Genomic DNA, 18,255 nt, shown 5'->3' on the forward strand with positions numbered 1-18,255 from the left:
GTTCAGTACTGTCCGTTGCATGTTGAGCCTGGCCGAAATCTCCGACCGTCTCGAGATCCAGCAGCTTCTGGTGGATTACTCCACCGCCATTGACCAGCGGCGATTCGACGACCTGGACAAGGTGTTCACACCCGACGCCTACATCGACTACACAGCGCTGGGCGGCATCGAGGGCCACTACCCGGAGGTGAAGAAGTGGCTGGCCGAGGTGCTGCCCAACTTCCCGGTGTATGCGCACATGCTGGGCAACTTCTCGGTCCGGATTGACGGGGACAAGGCCTCATCACGGGTGATCTGCTTCAACCCGATGCTGCTGGGCGGCGACAAGGACCAGATTCTGTTCTGCGGCCTGTGGTACGACGACGAGTTCGTGCGCACGCCCGACGGTTGGCGCATGACGCGGCGCGTGGAGACCAAGACGTTCCAGAAGGTCATGTAGCTGGATTTCCGGCGAGCGCCCCTGTTCTGGCACAATGGGCGGCTGTCCGCCGAGCGATTACGCATCGCCGACCGGTCATACGCGCGAGGCAAAACCGGATCTGGGCATCCCGGCCCGATCGCTGAATTGCAGCGTGACACACACAGGAGAAATCGCTTAACCATGGCTGTGAAGATCAAGCTCACCCGGCTTGGCAAGATCCGCAATCCCCAGTACCGCATCGCCGTCGCTGACGCACGGACCCGGCGCGACGGACGCTCCATCGAGGTCATCGGCCGCTACCACCCGAAGGAAGACCCGAGCCTCATCGAGATCAACTCCGAGCGCGCCCAGTACTGGCTGTCCGTGGGTGCCCAACCCACCGAGCCCGTCCTCAAGCTGCTGAAGATCACCGGCGACTGGCAGAAGTTCAAGGGCCTGCCGGGCGCCGAGGGTCACCTGTTGGTCGCCCCGGCCAAGCCCAGCAAGCTGGAGCTGTTCAACGCCGCGCTGGCCGAGGCCGACGGCGGACCGGCCACCGAGGCCGCGAAGCCCAAGAAGAAGGCCCCGGCCAAGAAGGCCGCCAAGGCCGCGGACGAGCCTGCCGAGCCGAAGGCCGCAGCCGAGACCCCCGCGGAGGCCGCCACCCCTGAGGCCGAGGCGCCCGCCGCGGGTGGCGAGCAGGCCGAGCCGACCACCGAAAGCTGACCGCAGCGATGAGTACGGTTGTCGTTGACGCTGTTGAGCACCTGGTTCGCGGGATTGTCGACAACCCCGATGACGTCCGGGTGGACATGGTGACCAGCCGCCGGGGGCGCACGGTCGAGGTTCACGTCCATCCCGACGACTTGGGTAAGGTGATCGGCCGCGGAGGTCGCACCGCGACCGCGCTGCGCACGTTGGTCGCCGGTATCGGCGGTCGCGGCATCCGCGTCGACGTGGTGGACACCGACCAGTAGCGGAGCGCTGCTCATGGAACTCTTTTGGAGTTGACCGTCGGGCGCGTGGTAAAAGCCCACGGCATCAGCGGCGAGCTGGTGGTGGAGATCCGCACCGACGATCCCGCCGCGCGATTCTCGCCGGGTAACACGTTGCGCGCCAAGCCGTCTCGCGGCGGTGCGGAACGCAGCTGTGTCATCGAGAGTGTGCGCGAGCACGGCGGGCGGCTGCTGGTGCGCCTGGTCGGCGTCACCGACCGTGACGCCGCCGACGCGCTGCGCGGCACCCTGTTCGTCGTCGATTCCGAGGACTTGCCCGACATCGACGAGGCAGACACCTACTACGACCATCAGCTTGAGGGCCTGCGCGTGCGCACCACCGCGGGCCAACAGATCGGTGTCGTGGCCGAGGTGTTGCATACCGCGGCGGGTGAACTGCTGGCGGTGCGGCGCGACGCGGGCGGGGCCGGCGACGAGGAGCGGGAAGTGTTGGTGCCGTTCGTGACTGCGATCGTCACAGCGGTCTCGTTGGACGACGGAACCGTCGAGATCGACCCGCCCGAAGGCCTGCTGGACCTGTAACGGGATCTTCGATATGAGAATCGACGTCATCACGATCTTTCCGGCCTATCTGGATCCGCTGCGGCAATCGTTGCCGGGCAAGGCGATCCAGTCCGGCCTAGTCGATCTGCACGTGCACGACCTGCGGCGCTGGACGCATGACGTGCATCGCTCGGTCGACGATTCGCCCTACGGCGGTGGCCCGGGGATGGTGATGAAGGCCCCGGTGTGGGGAGAGGCGCTCGACGAAATCGCTTCTGCGGAAACGCTTTTGGTTGTTCCCACCCCGGCCGGCCGGTTGTTCACGCAGGCGACGGCGGCGCGCTGGAGCGTCGAGACCCACCTGGTGTTCGCGTGTGGTCGCTACGAGGGCATCGACCAGCGGGTCGTCGAGGATGCCGCGGGGCGAATGCGGGTCGAGGAAGTTTCGATCGGCGACTACGTGCTGCCCGGTGGCGAGTCGGCGGCCGTGGTGATGATCGAGGCCGTGCTGCGCCTGCTCGACGGAGTCCTTGGCAATCCCGCCTCGCACCGGGAGGATTCGCACTCACCGGCGTTGGACCGGCGACTGGAGGGTCCCAGTTATACCCGGCCGCCGAGCTGGCGTGGGCTCGAGGTCCCCGAGGTGCTGATGTCGGGTGACCACGCACGAATCGCGGCGTGGCGCCGGGAGATCTCCTTACAGCGCACCCGCGAACGCCGGCCCGAGCTGCTTGAGTCGGACCGTCGGCTTGAGCCGGACGACGATGCGGCTCGTTAGAGCCCACGGCGGGACGCGTCGATGCGGCCCTCGGGAAAGATCGTCTTGACCGCGCGGGTGATGGTGTCGCGGGCGGTGGAGTCATCGGCGGGCTGCAGGGACTGGACAACCATGATGTAGCGACGGTCGGCCCCGATCACCCCGGTCGACAGGTGCATCCAGTCGCTGCCGATGCAGCACATCCAGCCCTGCTTGACCGCGACCGGCTCGGCGTACAGGCCGTCCGGGATGCCGAATCGCTGCGGGTAGCCGTCGAGCCCGTTTGGGGTGGACTGCGCCAGGTCGTTGACGATGACCTTGGCCTGATCGGCGGGCAGGCCGCCCGATCCGTCCAGCAGCATCTCGTAGTAGCGAATCAGGTCCGTCACCGAGCTCATGGTGTTCCACCACCGCCCATCGCTGGGTGGGGTCGTGGAGGACAGCCCGTAGCGTGCGGCCACCTCGGTGATGATGGCGGCTCCGCCGCCCTGACCCCAGAACCTCTCCGCCGCGCCGTCGTCGGATGACTGCAGCATGATGTCCAGGGCCTGGCGGTCATCGGCGCTCAGCGGCGCCTTGCCCTCGCTTTCGTGCAGCAACAGATCGTCGGCGATGAACAACTTGGCCACCGACGCGGTGCCGATGACCTGGCTGTTTCCGTTGGCGATCAGCTGATGGGTGGTGCGATCGAGGATGGCCACCGATAGGGCGGCGCCGCTACCGGCGGCCTCGTCGGCGGCCTGCTGGACGCGGGCCTGCAGCTGACCGAATCCCGGGCTCGATAGCGCCTGGGCCGGCTGCGGGGGAGCGGCCGCCTCGAGCATCAGTGCGGCCGACTGCGGGGGAGCCGAGGTGGGTGGCGCGGAGATGACCCGAACGGGCGCGGTAACCGGCAGGCTGTACACCTTGGCCTGGACCAGCGCCTCGGAACCGGCGGCAACCACCAACGTCACCGCCGCGGTGGCGGTGAGCAGCGTCAGTGGACGTACCCGCATCCGTCTCCTCCGGCCTGACTTCGACACAGCGCAACAGCGGGATCCTCGCGCCACCTGCACCGGCCATCACGCTCCTGCGCGGGTAGCGCGTTCTGACCCCAGTCATATGTACCATTTACCAGCGCGTTTGGCGCGCTGTGAACCGCCGACTCGCTGTGATTTTCGCAGCACGCGCCCCGTCTGGCACAATTGACCAGTTGTCTCCAGCGGTTGCAGGCCGGTCGAGCCGTTTCCCGCCTGCTGCGAGATACGCCAGAAAGCCCGAAACCATCGGCTTGGCGACCGCCTCACACCTGCGTGTGAGTAGCTGCCGTCGGCCGCGACCTCAAGGAAGTGTCTCGCATGAACCGGCTGGACTTCGTCGATCAGGCGTCGCTGCGCGACGATATCCCGGTTTTCGGCCCGGGCGACACCGTCAACGTGCACGTCAAGGTCATCGAGGGCGCCAAGGAGCGTATCCAGGTGTTCAAGGGCGTGGTGATCCGTCGTCAGGGCGGTGGCATCCGCGAGACCTTTACCGTGCGCAAGGAAAGCTACGGCGTCGGCGTCGAGCGGACCTTCCCCGTGCACTCGCCCAACATCGACCACATCGAGGTGGTGACCCGCGGTGACGTCCGCCGCGCGAAGCTGTACTACTTGCGTGAACTGCGCGGCAAGAAGGCCAAGATCAAGGAGAAGCGCTGAGCCGGGACGCCTTGGCGGCGCTGCTGATTCGTCCCATCATTTCTCCGGTGCGCCGGTTTACCGGGCCACAACGTGCGCTGGCTACGCTGATCCCGTGACCGATACCGAGGATTCATCGAAGCCCGAGTCCCACGCCGGCGAGTCAGATCCGAAGGTCTCTACCCGCAACCCGGAGACGCGCACGGACGACGCCGAGACCACGGCCGGATCGATCCCCGAACCGGCGCCGGTGGCGCAGACGCCCGACGAGGGCGAACCGGCGGACCCCAAGCGTTCGACGTTGCGCGAATTCGCGATCCTGGCGGTTATCGCCGTCTTCCTCTACTACGTAATGTTGACCTTCGTGGCGCGGCCCTACCTGATCCCGTCGGAATCCATGGAGCCCACGCTGCACGGGTGCACGGGCTGCGTCGGCGACCGGATCATGGTGGATAAGGTCAGCTACCGTTTCAGCGCCCCCCGCCCGGGTGACGTCATCGTCTTCAAGGGCCCGCCGCCGTGGAACCTCGGCTACAAGTCGATCCGGTCCAACAACACCGTGCTGCGCTGGGTGCAAAACGCGCTGTCCTTCATCGGCTTCGTGCCGCCCGATGAGAACGACCTGGTGAAGCGGGTCGTAGCGGTCGGTGGACAGACAGTGCAGTGCCGGGCCGACACCGGGTTGACGGTCGACGGCAAGCCCCTCAAGGAGCCGTTCCTGGATCGCAACACCATGGCCGCCGACCCGTCGGTGTACCCCTGCCTGGGCAGCGAGTTCGGGCCGGTCGCCGTCCCGGCCGGGCGGCTGTGGGTAATGGGCGACAACCGCACGCACTCGGCGGATTCGCGGGCCCATTGCACCAGCGTGCCGGCCGAAGCCCTCAAAGGTGTCTTGTGCACCGGCGACCCGACGTCGGGAACCGTGCCGGTGTCCAACGTGATCGGAAAAGCAAGGTTCATCGTGTGGCCGCCGTCGCGGTGGGGCGGCGTGGGATCGGTGAACCCGCAGCAGAATCGCTAACCGTGGCCACGACGTGGCCGCCGCGGACGGTGATCCGTAAATCGTCGGGGTTGCGCACCCTGGAATCCGCGCTGTACCGCAGCGGTTTGGGGCCGGTGGCCGGTGTCGACGAGGTCGGCCGCGGCGCCTGCGCCGGACCCCTGGTGGTGGCGGCCTGTGTGCTCGGACCGGGGCGAATGGAAAGCCTTGCCGCGCTTGATGATTCCAAGAAGCTGACCGAGGCCGCCCGGGAGAAGCTGTTCCCGCTGATCCGCCGCTATGCGCTGGCCTATCACGTGGTGTTCATCCCGTCGGCCGAGGTGGACCGGCGCGGCGTGCATGTCGCCAACATCGAAGGGATGCGCCGTGCCGTCGCCGGGCTGCCCGTGCGGCCCGGCTACGTGCTGAGCGACGGGTTCCGGGTGCCCGGGCTGGCCGTCCCGTCGCTGCCCGTCATCGGTGGCGATGCGGCGGCGGCGTGTATCGCGGCGGCCAGCGTGCTCGCGAAGGTCAGCCGGGACCGGTTGATGGTCGCCATGGAGGCCGACCATCCCGGCTACGGCTTCGCCCTGCACAAGGGCTACAGCACGCCGGCGCACAGCACGGCGCTGGCCCGGCTGGGCCCGTGCCCCGAGCATCGTTATTCATTCATCAACGTGCGGCGCGTGGCCGACGGGTCGGGCGAGCGAGTGGTGGCCGACTGCCAACCGGACCCACCGATGCAGCGCAACGGATATCGGTGAGGAAAGATGGGATCAGGATTCCCACCCCGGCGACGGGCAGCTAGCGCCGGGACGCCCGGGGAAAACCGTCTGGGAGAAGGACGTCTGAGCAGATGAGTGCAGAAGATCTCGAAAAGTATGAAACCGAGATGGAGCTCTCGCTGTACCGCGAATACAAGGACATCGTCGGCCAGTTCAGCTACGTCGTGGAGACCGAACGGCGGTTCTACCTGGCCAACAGCGTGGAGATGACGCCGCGCAACGCCGACGGTGAGGTCTACTTCGAGCTGCGACTGTCCGACGCCTGGGTGTGGGACATGTACCGGCCGGCGCGCTTCGTCAAGCAGGTGCGGGTGGTCACCTTCAAGGACGTCAACATCGAAGAGGTCGAGAAGCCGGAGCTGCGGCTCCCCGAATAGCCGGCGCTAGTTATTCGGCGGAAGCTGGTTTTCGCCGGGGATGGGCAGCTGGCCGCGCTGGTCGATGACCTCCCGGGCGACGTCGGCCAGCTTGATGTTCAGCGCCTGGGAGTGGCGCCTCAGCAGGTCGAAGGCCTCGTCCTCGCTCATTTCGTGCAGCAGCATCAGCATGCCGACGGCCTTGCCGATCTCGCGGTTGCTGAGCAGCCCGCGTCGCAGGCTTGCCGCATCCTCGCCCTTGGCTACCGCGTTGATGGCGACGCTGGCGAAAGCGGCCAGCACCGCCGCCCGCCCGGCAGACTCGGCGTCGAACATGTTCGCGGTGTCGCTGAACAAGTTGAGCGCGGCCCCTTTGCGCTTGTCGACCAGAAGCCGAAATCCCATCGCGCCGCGCACCGGAGTCTCAGCGACCAGGACCTTTGCCAACTTGGGCCACAGCGACGGCGTGGTCAGGTCCGTGTCGATCTGCGGCGTCTCTTCCTCGATGGCGTCGATGCACGGGCCGTCGCCGGCACGCCGTTCTAGGTCGTCGATGGCCAGCGCCAGCCGGTCGCTGGCACCCACGGTGATGTATTTGTCGTTCTCGCGCACCAACAGGCTGGCGTGGTCACAGCCGCGCACGGTCAGGGTGGCAGCCAGGCAGATGGCGGTATACATCTGGTTGACGTCCGAGCCCTGGTAAATGATTTCGGCGAGGGCTGCGAAAACCGTCGCGGGGTCGGCCTTCTCCCCGCCGGTCGCGGGTGCGTCCGCGCCGGTCTTCGATTCGTTCGCCATGCTGCTGCCTCTATTCGGTGTCGGCGGTGTGATCCGCTTTCGATCGCCGTAAATTATGGGTCGCCGAGACCAGCCTTGCACGCTATTTCGTCCGGTTGCGGCCGATCCGGGCATCTTGCAGGTCACCGTTGACCGCCAGGCCCTCGCCAAGGATGCGGAGGATCCGCAGGTCCAACCGCTCGCCGATCGCGAGATGTTGGAAAGATGGTTCTATCACGCGCCGAATGCGCGCGCCGGGGGGGCTTGGTGATGTTTCGCCCGCGGGGTTTCGGCTGGCCCCGGAAGGGAAGGACGTTCTAAATGGGTGTGACCGTCGCGGTGACCGGGCCAACCGGGGAGATCGGTATCTCCGCGGTGACGGCGCTGGAGCGCGAACCCGCCGTCGACGCGATCATCGGGATGGCTCGCCGGCCGTTTGACCCGTCGTCGCGCGGCTGGCTCAAGACCATCTACCAGCAGGGCGACATCCTGGACCGCGAGGCCGTCGACGCCTTGGCCGCGCAGGCCGATGTGGTGATCCACCTAGCCTTCATCATCATGGGTTCGCGGGACGAAAGCGCCCGAGTGAATCTCGAAGGCACCCGCAATGTGTTCGAGGCGACGGTGGCCGCCGAGCGCCCGCGGCGCCTGGTGTACACCTCGTCGGTGGCGGCATACGGCTATCACTCCGACAACCCCGTCCCGCTGACCGAGGACGTGGCGGCCCGGGGGTCCGCGGAGCACTATTACTCCGAGCAGAAGGCGGCCTGCGAGGAGCTGCTCGCCGACATCACCAAGGATTCATCGCTGGAGGTATTCGTATTGCGGCCCTGCGTGGTGGCCGGGCCCAAAGCCACCGCCCTGGCCGACGCCATGCCGTGGAACCAATTGCCCGGGCCGGTGCGTGCGGTGGTCAAAGCCGTCCCGATCCTGAAGCCGGTGGTGCCGGATCCGGGTTACCCGCTGCAACTGGTCCACCACGATGACGTCGCGACGGCGGTCGGGCTGGCGGCCACCGCCCCGGCGCCGCCGGGGGTGTACAACATCGCCGGTGACGGGGTGGTGACGGTGGCCGACGTGGCCAGGGCGCTGGGCGGGCGCCCGGTGCGGGTCCCCGCCGTCGCGGCCACGGCGGCCTCGGCGGCGATCTCGCGGGTGCCGCGGGTGCCGTCGATGCTGGAATGGCTGCACACCGCGCGGACATCGATGGTGATGGACACCACCAAGGCCAAGACCCAACTGGGCTGGCGTCCGCTGCACTCCTCGGCCGAGACGTTGGAAGCGCTGGCCGCGGGGGCGTGAGAGGGCAAGGGGATGCGGGCCGGGGCGCTTAGCCGCACCCGGGCATACCCGAGCTGTGGATGGGTACCGCACTGGGGATAACCGGCCGGTGCGGGCGGCCGCGGGTCGCGATATCGCCCCGTCTCGTCGGGGGCGCGGGGCACCTTGACCCCATGACGACCGAAACGACTATGACCCGGATCCAGCTGGGGGCGATGGGCGAGGCGCTCGCAGTGGATCATCTAACGCGGATGGGATTGCGGATCCTGCAGCGCAACTGGCGCTGCCGCTACGGCGAACTCGACATCATCGCCCGCGACGACATCACTTCGACCGTGGTGTTCGTCGAGGTGAAGACCCGCACCGGGGACGGATACGGGGGACTGGCGAATGCGGTCACCCCGCGCAAGGTTCTACGGTTGCGCAGGCTGGCCGGGCTGTGGCTGGCCGGCCAGGACCAGCGCTGCGCGGGGATCCGCATCGACGTGATCGGCGTGCGGATCGGGCGCCGCCGCACCCCCGAGATCACCCACCTGCAAGGGATTGGCTGATGGCGCTGGGACGCGCGTTCTCCGTCGCGGTGCGCGGCGTGGACGGCCAGATCGTGGAGATCGAAGCCGACATCACCTCCGGGCTGCCGGGCGTGCACCTGGTGGGCTTGCCCGACGCCGCCCTGCAGGAGTCGCGCGATCGCGTCCGGGCGGCCGTCACCAACTGCGGCAACACCTGGCCCATGGCGCGGCTGACGCTCGCGCTGTCGCCGGCGACGCTGCCCAAAATGGGGTCGGTATACGACATCGCGCTGGCCGCCGCGGTGTTGTCCGCGCAGCGCAAGAACCCGTGGGACCGGCTCGAGAAAACGGTGCTGCTCGGAGAGCTGTCCCTGGACGGCCGGGTCCGGCCGGTGCGCGGGGTGCTGCCCGCCGTGCTGGCCGCCAAACGCGAAGGCTGGCCGGCCGTGGTGGTTCCGGTGGACAACCTTGCCGAGGCCAGCCTGGTCGACGGCATCGACGTGTGGGGCGTGCGCACCTTGGGGCAGTTGCAGAAGTGGCTCAGCGGCAGCGGCGCCCTGGCCGGCAGGATCGACGTGAAGCCCACCGACGGCGAGCCCGAGGCGGATCTGGTCGACGTGGTCGGGCAGACGCAGGCGCGGTTCGCGGTGGAGGTGGCCGCAGCCGGAGCGCACCACCTCATGCTCACCGGCCCGCCGGGGGTAGGCAAAACCATGCTCGCCCAACGTCTTCCGGGGTTGCTGCCGCCGCTGACGGACGCCGAGTCCCTGGAGGTCACGGCGATTCACTCGGTGGCCGGCTTGCTGTCGGGAGAGACACCGTTGATCACCAGACCGCCTTTTGTGGCGCCACACCACAGTTCCAGCGTCGCCGCGCTCGTCGGGGGAGGGTCCGGGATGGCACGCCCGGGGGCCGTCAGCCGGGCACATCGCGGGGTGCTCTTCCTCGACGAGTGCGCCGAGATCCGGGTCAGCGCGCTGGAAGCGCTGCGAACACCGTTGGAGGACGGCGAGATTCGCCTCGCCCGCCGCGACGGGGTGGCGTGTTACCCCGCCCGATTCCAGCTGGTGCTGGCCGCCAACCTGTGCCCGTGCGCCCCGGCCGACCCGCAGGACTGCATCTGCGCGGCGGCGGCCAAACGCCGCTACCTGGGCAAGCTGTCGGGGCCACTGCTGGACCGGGTGGACCTCCGCGTGCAGATGCATCAGGTGAAGGCAGGGGCGTTCGCGGGCGGAGACGGTGAATCGACGGCGCAGGTCCGCCACCGGGTGGCGCTGGCCCGCGCGGCCGCCGCCCAGCGCTGGCTGCCACACGGATATCGCACCAACGCCGAAGTCAGTGGGGCGCTGCTGCGCCGAAAGTTCCGTCCCAGCAACGCGGCAATGGAGCCGCTGCAAAGGGCGCTTGACCGCGGACTGCTCAGCATCCGTGGCCTCGACCGTACGTTGCGCGTCGCGTGGAGCCTGGCCGACCTGTCCGGCCGCACGTCTCCCGGGACCGACGAAGTCGCCGCCGCACTCAGCTTCCGCCAACCCGGGGCGCAGCGATGAGCGCCCCGACCCACCAGCCGGGCTCGCTACCAACGCGCCATCGCCAGCCAATCGGTGTGGCCGCCCCGAAGCGCTATCGCCACGGTCACCAGAATCGCGAACGCGCGGGCGAATTGGGCCATGGCACGGCCGCTTTCACCCCGCTGATCCATCTCGCGCAACCCGATGCAGGCCAGGGCAATGCTGATGATGGGGATGGGAAAACCGATCCAGCTGACCACGCTGAGCGCGAAGGCCGCGACGGCCCAGGGGTTTTTTGGCCGCTCGGACACGCTGTGCACCATCGGCAGGTCGAGGATCATGGGTCATTCCGTTCGTTGCGGGCCGGTGTGCGGCGGGTGAGTGACAACACCACGTTCGCGCGCGGGGCTGAAAGGACTCTTGGCGGATGCTTGGAGCCGGAGGCACGGCGATGACGACGGCGCTCGATGATCCCGCGCTGCGCGCGTGGGCCTATCTGTCCCGGGTGGCCGAGCCGCCCTGCGCCGAACTTGCCGCCCTGGTGCAGCGCGTCGGCCCGGAAGAGGCCGCCGAGCGGATCCGGCGCGGACTGGTCGACGACAACGTGGCCCGGCGCACCGAGGCGCGGCGCGAAATCGACCGCAGCGCAGCCGATCTTGAGATGCTGGCTCGGCGTGGCGGACGGTTGATCACTCCGGACGATGACGAGTGGCCGCTGCTGGCGTTCGCCGCATTCCGCGGTGCCGCACCGCAAGCCGGCGGGGGTGCGCAATTGGTTTCGCCAATGGTGTTGTGGGCGCTGGGAGCCGTGCGGCTCGATGAGGCCGCGCACCGGGCTGCCGCAGTGGTCGGGACGCGCGCCTCGACCACGTACGGCGAGCACGTTGCCGGCGAACTGGCGGCGGGGTTGGCGCAGCGCGACGTTGCGGTGGTCTCGGGCGGCGCCTACGGCATCGACGGCGCGGCGCACCGCGCCGCGCTGGACTGCGACGGCGTCACCGTGGCCGTCCTGGCCGGTGGGCTCGACGTTCCCTACCCGAGCGGTCACAGCGCACTGCTGCACCGGATCGGCCAGCAGGGGCTGTTGTTCACCGAATACGCGCCGGGTATTCGCCCGGCTCGCCACCGGTTCCTGACCCGCAATCGTTTGGTTGCCGCCGTGGTGGGGGCCGCCGTGGTGGTGGAAGCAGGTCTGCGCAGCGGCGCGGCCAACACCGCGGCCTGGGCGCGGGCGTTGGGGCGGGTGGTCGCGGCGGTGCCCGGGCCTGTCACGTCGTCGGCGTCGGCGGGCTGCCACGCCCTCCTGCGCAACGGCGCCGAGCTGGTCACCCGCGCCGACCATGTCGTCGAGCTCGTTGGCCACATCGGCGAGCTGGCCTGCGACGAGGCGCATCCGACGACGCCACTCGATGGCCTCAGCGATGCCGAGCGCCGGGTCTACGAGGCGTTGCCGGGCCGCGGCGCGGCCACGGTCGACGAGATCGCGGTCGCATCGGGAATGGTGCCCGAGCTGGCGCTGGGGCCGCTGGCGATGCTCGAGCTGGCCGGGTTGGTGCAGCGCCAGGACGGGCGGTGGCGAATTGTCCGGGTCGCCGCAGGTCAGGCCGCATCAACGACGCGACTCGTATAGTCGACCGGGGGCTGGGAATTGGACAGGAGGACAAGTGGCGGGTCGACCACTGCAACGCTTCGAAGTTGTCGGTACCGAACAACTCACGCCGCACATGGTGCGGATAGTGCTCGGGAGCAAGGACTTCGACGCTTTCGTGCCGAGCAAGTTCACCGACTCCTACGTGAAGCTGGTGTTTGTCGCCGACGACGTCGACGTGGCTGGCTTGCCCAAGCCGCTAACCCTCGACAGCTTCGCGGCCCTGCCGCCGGAGAAAAAGCCTTCGATGCGGACGCTTACCGTCCGCCACGTCGACGTCGAGAAACGCCGCATCACACTCGACATCGTCGTGCACGGAGAGCACGGCATGGCGGGTCAGTGGGCGTCCACCGCCCAGCCCGGCCAGCCGATCTACCTGATGGGCCCCGGGGGGGCGTACACACCCGACCCGGCCGCCGACTGGCACCTACTGGCCGGGGACGAATCGGCGTTGCCGGCCATCGCCGTGGCGCTGGAAGCGTTGCCGCCCGGCGCGGTCGGCAAGGCGTTCATCGAGGTCGCGGACCCAGAGGACGAGATCCCGCTGACCGCACCCGAAGGCGTCGAGGTGCACTGGGTCTATCGCGGCGGCCGCGCCGATCTGGTTCCCGAGGACCGTGCCGGCGACCACGCGCCGCTGATCGACGCCGTCACCAGCGCACCCTGGCTGCCCGGGCAGGTGCACGTCTTCATCCACGGCGAGGCCCAGGCCGTCATGCACAATCTGCGCCCCTACATCCGCAAGGAGCGTGGCGTGGACGCCAAATGGGCCTCGTCGATCTCGGGGTATTGGCGCCGCGGCCGCACGGAAGAGACCTTCCGGCAATGGAAGAAGGAACTGGCGCAGGCAGAGTCGGCGAACTCGTCAGCCTGACGCCCCGCCTGGCATTGTCTAGCGCATGGCATTCGGCGACTACCAGAACGAGATCTACTTCAAGGGCCTGGGTGGGGTGGCGCCCGCGCTGCCCATGGCGTTCGCGGAGCTGGAGGCACGGGCCGAGCGGGCCATGCCGCCATCGGTCTGGTCTTACGTCACCGGCGGCGCCGGCGACGAACGCACGCAGCGGGCCAACCGGGAGGCGTTCGATCACTGGGGCCTGATACCACGCATGTTCGTCGGTGCCGCGGCGCGTGACCTGTCGGTGGAGATGTTCGGCCTGACCTTGCCGTCGCCGGTGTTCATGGCGCCGATCGGCGTCATCGGCATCTGTGCCCAAGACGGCCACGGCGACCTGGCCACCGCGCGCGCGGCGGCGACCACCGGCGTCCCGATGGTCGTTTCCACCCTGACCGCCGACCCGATGGAAGACGTCGCCGCGCAGTTCGGTGACACCCCGGGCTTCTTCCAGCTGTACACCCCCAAGGATCGTGACCTGGCCGCCAGCCTCGTCCAGCGGGCCGAAGCCGCCGGCTACCAGGGCATCATCGTCACCCTCGACACCTGGATTCCCGGGTGGCGCCCGCGCGACCTCACCACGGCCAATTTTCCCCAGCTGCGGGGGCTCTGCCTGAGCAACTACACCAGCGATCCGGTCTTCCGCGCCAGTCTGCAGCGCCCGCCGGAGGAGGACCCGCAAAGCACCGTGCTGCAGTGGGTAACGACCTTCGGAAATCCTCTGACCTGGGACGACCTTGGCTGGTTGCGGTCGCTGACCGACCTGCCGCTGATCATCAAGGGCATCTGTCACCCCGACGATGCGCGGCGCGCCAAGGACGGCGGCGTCGACGGCATCTACTGCTCCACCCACGGCGGCCGCCAGGCCAACGGCGGCCTGCCCGCCCTCGCGTGCCTGCCCGGAGTCGTGGAGGCGGCCGACGGGCTGCCGGTCCTGTTCGATTCGGGGATCCGCAGCGGCGCCGACGTCGTCAAGGCGCTCGCGCTGGGGGCTACCGCCGTGGGCATCGGCCGGCCGTACGCCTACGGCCTGGCGCTCGGCGGCGCCGACGGCATCGTGCACGTGCTGCGTTCGATCCTGGCCGAAGCGGACCTCATCATGGCCGTCGACGGCTACCCCACGCTCAAAGATCTCACCCCGGACACACTTCGGCGCGTCGACTAGAGCGCCCCGGGCCGCGCCTGCGACCGTGGGGGAGTGCAGGCGATTCTCGACGAGTTCGACGAGTACCTGGATTTGCAGTGCGGCCGTTCAGCGCACACCCGTCGCGCCTACCTTGGCGACCTGCGCTCGCTGCTCGCCTTCGTCGAGGACCGCGGCGCCGGTCTGGACCGGCTGAGCCTGCCCCTGCTGCGCTCCTGGTTGTCCGCCGCGGCCGCGGCCGGGGTCGCCCGCACGACGCTGGCCCGGCGCACCTCGGCGGTCAAGGCCTTCACCGCGTGGGCCGTGCGGCGCGGCCTGCTGACCGCCGACCCGGCCGCCCGGCTACAGGTCCCCAAGGCGCACCGCACCCTGCCCTCGGTGCTGCGCCAGGACCAGGCCCTCGAGGCCATGGCTGCGGCGAAATCCGGTGCGCAGCAAGGTGATCCGATGGCACTGCGGGATCAGCTGATCGTGGAGATGTTGTATGCCACCGGAATCCGGGTCAGCGAGCTGTGCGGCCTGGACATCGACGATGTGGACGCCCATCACCGCCTCGTCAAAGTCCTCGGCAAGGGCAACAAGCAGCGCAGCGTGCCGTTCGGCAGGCCGGCCGGCGAGGCGGTCGACACGTGGCTGGCCGACGGCCGCCCGGCGCTTGCGAACGCGGAGTCGGGCCCGGCGCTGCTGCTGGGCGCGCGGGGCCGCCGGCTCGATGTTCGCCAGGCGCGCACGGTGGTGCATCAGACCGTCGCCGCGGTGGACGGCGCGCCGGATATGGGGCCGCACGGCCTGCGGCACAGCGCGGCCACGCACCTGCTCGAAGGCGGGGCTGACCTGCGCGTTGTTCAGGAGTTGCTCGGCCATTCGAGCCTGGCGACCACCCAGCTGTACACCCACGTCGCGGTGTCCCGGTTGCGCGCGGTGCACGATCAAGCCCACCCTCGGGCGTGAGGGCCGCCCGCTCAGCGGTTCAGGGGTTTGAGCCGGATCGGCGTGGACTTCAGCAGACCCAGCGGATCGACGTAGTCCGCACCCGACGCCGGGCCCCACATCGCGCCCCAGTGCAAACAGGCCGCGACGGGGCACCCGGCATGTCCAATCATCAGCTCGCCGATCACGGTTGCGGCCGTCACCGGCTGGCCGACCCGCACGGTCGCCCGGACCGGCTCATAACTGGTGTGCAGTCCCCCGGGATGGGCCAGCGACACCACCGGCCGTCCGGCCAGCAGCCCGGCGAACACGACGGTCCCGGCGCCCGCCGCGTATACCGGCTGTCCGACGGTGCCGGCCAGGTCCACGCCCCGGTGTCCGGGATTCCAGTCGGGCGACGGGGCGTCGAAGGCCCGGGCGACGGCCGGGGGCGGGCGCAGCGGCCAGTCCAGGCGATCGTCGGCGGCAACCGCCGGCGCCGCGTTGACCAGGCCCGCGCATAACAGCAGCGCTCTCCACCGCATCCAGGCAGTTCAGCGTGCCAACGCCGGCCCGGCCATCCGGCCCCGCCGATTCTGTGGACGAGCGGCCCGGTTGGGGAAGCGTGGCAAAACCACCTGCTGAGTCGGTGTAAACTGCTGGTCGCAGCTCGTTCGCGGGCTGACTTCGCGCGTCTGCATCGCGTCTCTGGTTCCACGAGGAGAACGCAATCGCATGCCGGGCGGTCCCGACCGGGTTTTCCCGGCCGGGTCCGGCATCGCAGCAGGCGCCAGGGCCCGGCCTCACCCGATGCCAGGCGACAACCGACACACGTAAGGCACAACCATGGCCGTCGTAACCATGAAGCAGCTGCTGGACAGCGGCACCCACTTCGGGCACCAGACCCGACGATGGAATCCCAAAATGAAGCGGTTCATCTTCACCGACCGCAACGGCATCTACATCATCGACCTGCAGCAGACGCTGACCTTCATCGACCAGGCGTACGAGTTCGTCAAAGAGACCGTCGCCCACGGCGGCAGCGTGCTGTTCGTCGGCACCAAGAAGCAGGCGCAGGAGTCCGTCGCCGCCGAGGCGACCCGCGTCGGCATGCCGTACGTGAACCAGCGCTGGCTGGGCGGCATGCTGACCAACTTCTCCACCGTGCACAAGCGGCTGCAGCGCCTCAAGGAGCTCGAGGCGATGGAGCAGACCGGTGGCTTCGAGGGCCGCACCAAGAAGGAAATCTTGATGCTGACCCGCGAGAAGAACAAGCTGGAGCGCAGCCTGGGCGGTATCCGCGACATGGCCAAGGTGCCGTCGGCCATCTGGGTCGTCGACACCAATAAGGAGCATCTCGCGGTCGCGGAGGCTCGCAAGCTGAACATCCCGATCATCGCGATCCTGGACACCAACTGCGACCCCGACGAGGTCGATTACCCGATACCGGGCAACGACGACGCGATCCGTTCGGCCGCGTTGCTGACCAAGGTGATCGCCTCCGCCGTCGCCGAGGGCCTGCAGGCGCGCGCCGGAGTCGGCCGCGGCGACGGCAAGCCCGAGGCCGAGGCCGCTGAGCCGCTCGCCGAATGGGAGCAGGAGCTGCTGGCCTCCGCTACCGCCACCGCCCCCACCGACGCCGCTGCGGGCACCCCCGAACCAACCACTGACCCCTCATAGGAAGGCTGACCATTGGCGAACTTCACCGCTGCCGACGTCAAGCGGCTTCGGGAACTCACCGGTGCCGGCATGCTCGACTGCAAGAACGCGCTGGCCGAAAACGACGGCGACTTCGACAAGGCCGTCGAGGCGCTACGGATCAAGGGCGCCAAGGACGTCGGCAAGCGTGCCGAGCGTGCGACGGCCGAAGGTCTGGTCGCGGCCCAGGGCGGTGCGCTGATCGAGCTGAACAGCGAGACCGATTTCGTCGCCAAGAACGCGGAGTTCCAGGCGCTGGCCGACCAGATCGTGGCCGTGGCCGTGTCGTCGAAGGCCAAGGACGTCGACGAGCTCAAGGCCGCTGTGATTTCTGGGGGTCAGGCGACAACTACCGTCGAGCAGGCAATCGCGGAGCTGTCGGCCAAGATCGGCGAGAAGTTGGAGTTGCGCCGCGTCGCGAACTTCGACGGCACCGTCGAGACCTACCTGCACCGGCGGGCAGCCGACCTGCCCCCCGCGGTCGGTGTGCTGGTCGAGTACGAAGGCTCAGACACCGAGGCCGCCCACGCCGTTGCGCTGCAGATCGCGGCGCTCAAGGCCCGCTACCTGTCCCGCGACGACGTGCCGGAGGATGTGGTCTCCAGCGAGCGCCGCATCGCCGAGGAAACCGCCAAGGCGGAGGGCAAGCCGGAACAGGCCTTGCCCAAGATCGTCGAGGGCCGGCTGAACGGCTTCTTCAAGGACGCGGTGCTGCTCGAGCAGCCGTCGGTGTCCGACAGCAAGAAGACCGTCAAGGCGCTGCTCGACGACGCCGGAGTCACGGTGACGCGGTTCGTCCGCTTCGAGGTGGGTCAGGCCTGACTCAGGCCTGACCCAGCGATCCGGCCCGGGCCGGGCACAAGCCGGGAAACCTCCCGGGGGCACGGGTGCGCGGGTTAGCGTCAGTGCCATGCGACACGTGCACGCGTTCGGCGACGATGCCCTTGGCGATCTGGACGCGGTCGACCTGGCCGAATCCCTGAAATCCGGCCGGGTCGGCAGGACCGAGGTGATCGAGGCCGCGATCGCACGCACCGAGGCCGTCGACCCGCTGCTAAACGGGTTGGCGTACGCGGCTTTTGAGCAAGCGCGCGCGGCCGCGGCGGACCCTCCCAGCGGTTACTTCGGTGGCCTCCCGACGTTCATCAAGGACAACGTCGACGTCGCCGGCCAGCCCAGCATGCACGGCACCGACGCCTGGACGAGCCGGAATGCCGTCGCGGACAGCGTCTTCACCCAGCTGTTCCTGGCCACCGGGCTGACCTCGGTGGGCAAGACGCAGTTGTCCGAATTCGGGTTCAGCGCCTCGGCCGAGCACCCGCGGCTGGGCCCGGTCCGCAACCCGTGGGACACCGAATACACCGCCGGGGCGTCGTCGTCGGGTTCTGGTGCGTTCGTCGCCGCCGGTGTGGTGCCCATCGCGCACGCCAACGACGGCGGCGGTTC

General features: G+C 68.8%; 22 protein-coding genes and 2 pseudogenes. 19 read left to right on the forward strand and 5 right to left on the reverse strand.

The window, feature by feature from the left end:
- Positions 1-19 precede the first annotated feature (19 nt).
- The 5 genes from VFW69_RS14730 (at position 20) to trmD (ending at position 2,677) form a co-directional block, all read left to right on the forward strand.
- Positions 20-439 carry a nuclear transport factor 2 family protein gene (locus VFW69_RS14730; protein WP_526502269.1) on the forward strand — a complete coding sequence of 140 codons (420 nt, stop codon included), beginning with the start codon at positions 20-22 and terminating at the stop codon, positions 437-439.
- A 162-nt stretch (positions 440-601) separates the two neighbouring features.
- Positions 602-1,126: a 30S ribosomal protein S16 gene (gene rpsP, locus VFW69_RS14735; RefSeq protein ID WP_526502253.1), complete on the forward strand. Its 525-nt coding sequence runs from the start codon at positions 602-604 to the stop codon at positions 1,124-1,126.
- Positions 1,127-1,134: 8 nt separating this feature from the next.
- Positions 1,135-1,377, forward strand: coding sequence for an RNA-binding protein (locus VFW69_RS14740; protein ID WP_003878715.1), 243 nt, complete (start codon positions 1,135-1,137; stop codon positions 1,375-1,377).
- A gap of 24 nt (positions 1,378-1,401) precedes the next feature.
- Positions 1,402-1,938, forward strand: coding sequence for a ribosome maturation factor RimM (gene rimM, locus VFW69_RS14745; protein ID WP_526502254.1), 537 nt, complete (start codon positions 1,402-1,404; stop codon positions 1,936-1,938).
- Positions 1,939-1,951: 13 nt separating this feature from the next.
- A complete protein-coding gene (gene trmD / locus VFW69_RS14750) occupies positions 1,952-2,677 on the forward strand; it encodes a tRNA (guanosine(37)-N1)-methyltransferase TrmD (RefSeq protein WP_526502255.1) in 726 nt (241 codons plus the stop codon).
- On the opposite strand, the gene VFW69_RS14755 is transcribed toward trmD, so the two are convergent.
- Positions 2,674-3,651, reverse strand: a complete 978-nt coding sequence (locus VFW69_RS14755) for a serine hydrolase (RefSeq protein WP_526502256.1) — start codon at positions 3,649-3,651, stop codon at positions 2,674-2,676. The genes trmD and VFW69_RS14755 overlap by 4 nt on opposite strands.
- Positions 3,652-3,993: 342 nt before the next feature.
- Between VFW69_RS14755 and rplS the strand changes: the two genes are divergently transcribed.
- From rplS to VFW69_RS14775, 4 genes and pseudogenes are all read left to right on the forward strand, one after another.
- The gene (gene rplS, locus VFW69_RS14760; RefSeq protein ID WP_067304506.1) at positions 3,994-4,335 is read left to right on the forward strand and encodes a 50S ribosomal protein L19; all 342 of its coding nucleotides are present in this window, start codon (positions 3,994-3,996) and stop codon (positions 4,333-4,335) included.
- Positions 4,336-4,429: 94 nt separating this feature from the next.
- Entirely contained in the window at positions 4,430-5,335 is a 906-nt protein-coding gene (lepB, locus tag VFW69_RS14765; RefSeq protein ID WP_526502257.1) for a signal peptidase I, read from the forward strand.
- 2 nt (positions 5,336-5,337) lie between these two features.
- Positions 5,338-6,145, forward strand: a pseudogene (locus VFW69_RS14770) (ribonuclease HII).
- A 4-nt stretch (positions 6,146-6,149) separates the two neighbouring features.
- Positions 6,150-6,455 (forward strand): DUF2469 domain-containing protein, encoded by a 306-nt coding sequence (locus VFW69_RS14775; RefSeq protein ID WP_003875077.1) that lies wholly within the window; start codon positions 6,150-6,152, stop codon positions 6,453-6,455.
- A gap of 6 nt (positions 6,456-6,461) precedes the next feature.
- Here the strand turns inward: VFW69_RS14775 and VFW69_RS14780 are convergent, their stop codons facing one another.
- Positions 6,462-7,232 carry an ANTAR domain-containing protein gene (locus VFW69_RS14780; RefSeq protein WP_526502258.1) on the reverse strand — a complete coding sequence of 257 codons (771 nt, stop codon included), beginning with the start codon at positions 7,230-7,232 and terminating at the stop codon, positions 6,462-6,464.
- Positions 7,233-7,314: 82 nt separating this feature from the next.
- Positions 7,315-7,449 carry a hypothetical protein gene (locus VFW69_RS14785; protein ID WP_526502259.1) on the reverse strand — a complete coding sequence of 45 codons (135 nt, stop codon included), beginning with the start codon at positions 7,447-7,449 and terminating at the stop codon, positions 7,315-7,317.
- 83 nt (positions 7,450-7,532) lie between these two features.
- Here VFW69_RS14785 and VFW69_RS14790 point away from each other — a divergent pair, with 83 nt between their 5' ends.
- The 3 genes from VFW69_RS14790 (at position 7,533) to VFW69_RS14800 (ending at position 10,554) form a co-directional block, all read left to right on the forward strand.
- Positions 7,533-8,513, forward strand: a complete 981-nt coding sequence (locus VFW69_RS14790) for an SDR family oxidoreductase (RefSeq protein ID WP_526502260.1) — start codon at positions 7,533-7,535, stop codon at positions 8,511-8,513.
- A gap of 152 nt (positions 8,514-8,665) precedes the next feature.
- A complete protein-coding gene (locus VFW69_RS14795) occupies positions 8,666-9,043 on the forward strand; it encodes a YraN family protein (protein ID WP_526502261.1) in 378 nt (125 codons plus the stop codon).
- On the forward strand, positions 9,043-10,554 hold the full coding sequence (locus tag VFW69_RS14800) for a YifB family Mg chelatase-like AAA ATPase (protein ID WP_526502262.1): 1,512 nt from the start codon (positions 9,043-9,045) through the stop codon (positions 10,552-10,554). The genes VFW69_RS14795 and VFW69_RS14800 overlap by 1 nt, the downstream gene beginning before the upstream one ends.
- A gap of 26 nt (positions 10,555-10,580) precedes the next feature.
- Here VFW69_RS14800 and VFW69_RS14805 read toward each other — a convergent pair whose 3' ends face one another.
- Complete coding sequence (locus VFW69_RS14805; protein WP_526502263.1) at positions 10,581-10,856, reverse strand: DUF4190 domain-containing protein; 276 nt, start codon at positions 10,854-10,856, stop codon at positions 10,581-10,583.
- A gap of 110 nt (positions 10,857-10,966) precedes the next feature.
- On the opposite strand from VFW69_RS14805, the gene dprA reads away from it, so the two are divergent.
- The 4 genes from dprA to VFW69_RS14825 are packed head-to-tail and all read left to right on the forward strand — an operon-like array spanning position 10,967 to position 15,153.
- Entirely contained in the window at positions 10,967-12,145 is a 1,179-nt protein-coding gene (gene dprA, locus VFW69_RS14810) for a DNA-processing protein DprA (RefSeq protein WP_526502270.1), read from the forward strand.
- A gap of 34 nt (positions 12,146-12,179) precedes the next feature.
- Positions 12,180-13,037 carry a siderophore-interacting protein gene (locus VFW69_RS14815; protein WP_526502264.1) on the forward strand — a complete coding sequence of 286 codons (858 nt, stop codon included), beginning with the start codon at positions 12,180-12,182 and terminating at the stop codon, positions 13,035-13,037.
- Between the two features lie 25 nt (positions 13,038-13,062).
- Positions 13,063-14,223, forward strand: coding sequence for a lactate 2-monooxygenase (locus tag VFW69_RS14820; RefSeq protein ID WP_526502265.1), 1,161 nt, complete (start codon positions 13,063-13,065; stop codon positions 14,221-14,223).
- Positions 14,224-14,256: 33 nt separating this feature from the next.
- Positions 14,257-15,153, forward strand: coding sequence for a tyrosine recombinase XerC (locus tag VFW69_RS14825; protein WP_526502266.1), 897 nt, complete (start codon positions 14,257-14,259; stop codon positions 15,151-15,153).
- A 17-nt stretch (positions 15,154-15,170) separates the two neighbouring features.
- Here VFW69_RS14825 and VFW69_RS14830 read toward each other — a convergent pair.
- Positions 15,171-15,641, reverse strand: a pseudogene (locus VFW69_RS14830) (M23 family metallopeptidase); the annotation flags it as partial.
- A 316-nt stretch (positions 15,642-15,957) separates the two neighbouring features.
- On the opposite strand from VFW69_RS14830, the gene rpsB reads away from it, so the two are divergent.
- The 3 genes from rpsB to VFW69_RS14845 all read left to right on the forward strand — a co-directional run.
- Complete coding sequence (rpsB, locus tag VFW69_RS14835; protein WP_067094602.1) at positions 15,958-16,791, forward strand: 30S ribosomal protein S2; 834 nt, start codon at positions 15,958-15,960, stop codon at positions 16,789-16,791.
- A gap of 12 nt (positions 16,792-16,803) precedes the next feature.
- On the forward strand, positions 16,804-17,631 hold the full coding sequence (gene tsf, locus VFW69_RS14840) for a translation elongation factor Ts (protein WP_526502267.1): 828 nt from the start codon (positions 16,804-16,806) through the stop codon (positions 17,629-17,631).
- Between the two features lie 88 nt (positions 17,632-17,719).
- A partial coding sequence (locus VFW69_RS14845; RefSeq protein WP_526502268.1) for an amidase family protein occupies positions 17,720-18,255 on the forward strand: 536 nt, incomplete at its 3' end.

Source organism: Mycobacterium sp., assembly GCF_036273375.1.
Taxonomy (GTDB): domain Bacteria; phylum Actinomycetota; class Actinomycetes; order Mycobacteriales; family Mycobacteriaceae; genus Mycobacterium.

Coding starts and splice junctions, on each gene's coding strand:
- VFW69_RS14730 (WP_526502269.1), top strand. CDS start 20: ATGTTGAGCCTGGCCGAAATCTCCGACCGTCTCGAGATCCAGCAGCTT.
- rpsP (WP_526502253.1), top strand. CDS start 602: ATGGCTGTGAAGATCAAGCTCACCCGGCTTGGCAAGATCCGCAATCCC.
- VFW69_RS14740 (WP_003878715.1), top strand. CDS start 1,135: ATGAGTACGGTTGTCGTTGACGCTGTTGAGCACCTGGTTCGCGGGATT.
- trmD (WP_526502255.1), top strand. CDS start 1,952: ATGAGAATCGACGTCATCACGATCTTTCCGGCCTATCTGGATCCGCTG.
- VFW69_RS14755 (WP_526502256.1), bottom strand. CDS start 3,651: ATGCGGGTACGTCCACTGACGCTGCTCACCGCCACCGCGGCGGTGACG.
- rplS (WP_067304506.1), top strand. CDS start 3,994: ATGAACCGGCTGGACTTCGTCGATCAGGCGTCGCTGCGCGACGATATC.
- VFW69_RS14775 (WP_003875077.1), top strand. CDS start 6,150: ATGAGTGCAGAAGATCTCGAAAAGTATGAAACCGAGATGGAGCTCTCG.
- VFW69_RS14780 (WP_526502258.1), bottom strand. CDS start 7,232: ATGGCGAACGAATCGAAGACCGGCGCGGACGCACCCGCGACCGGCGGG.
- VFW69_RS14790 (WP_526502260.1), top strand. CDS start 7,533: ATGGGTGTGACCGTCGCGGTGACCGGGCCAACCGGGGAGATCGGTATC.
- VFW69_RS14795 (WP_526502261.1), top strand. CDS start 8,666: ATGACGACCGAAACGACTATGACCCGGATCCAGCTGGGGGCGATGGGC.
- VFW69_RS14800 (WP_526502262.1), top strand. CDS start 9,043: ATGGCGCTGGGACGCGCGTTCTCCGTCGCGGTGCGCGGCGTGGACGGC.
- VFW69_RS14805 (WP_526502263.1), bottom strand. CDS start 10,856: ATGATCCTCGACCTGCCGATGGTGCACAGCGTGTCCGAGCGGCCAAAA.
- dprA (WP_526502270.1), top strand. CDS start 10,967: ATGACGACGGCGCTCGATGATCCCGCGCTGCGCGCGTGGGCCTATCTG.
- VFW69_RS14820 (WP_526502265.1), top strand. CDS start 13,063: ATGGCATTCGGCGACTACCAGAACGAGATCTACTTCAAGGGCCTGGGT.
- rpsB (WP_067094602.1), top strand. CDS start 15,958: ATGGCCGTCGTAACCATGAAGCAGCTGCTGGACAGCGGCACCCACTTC.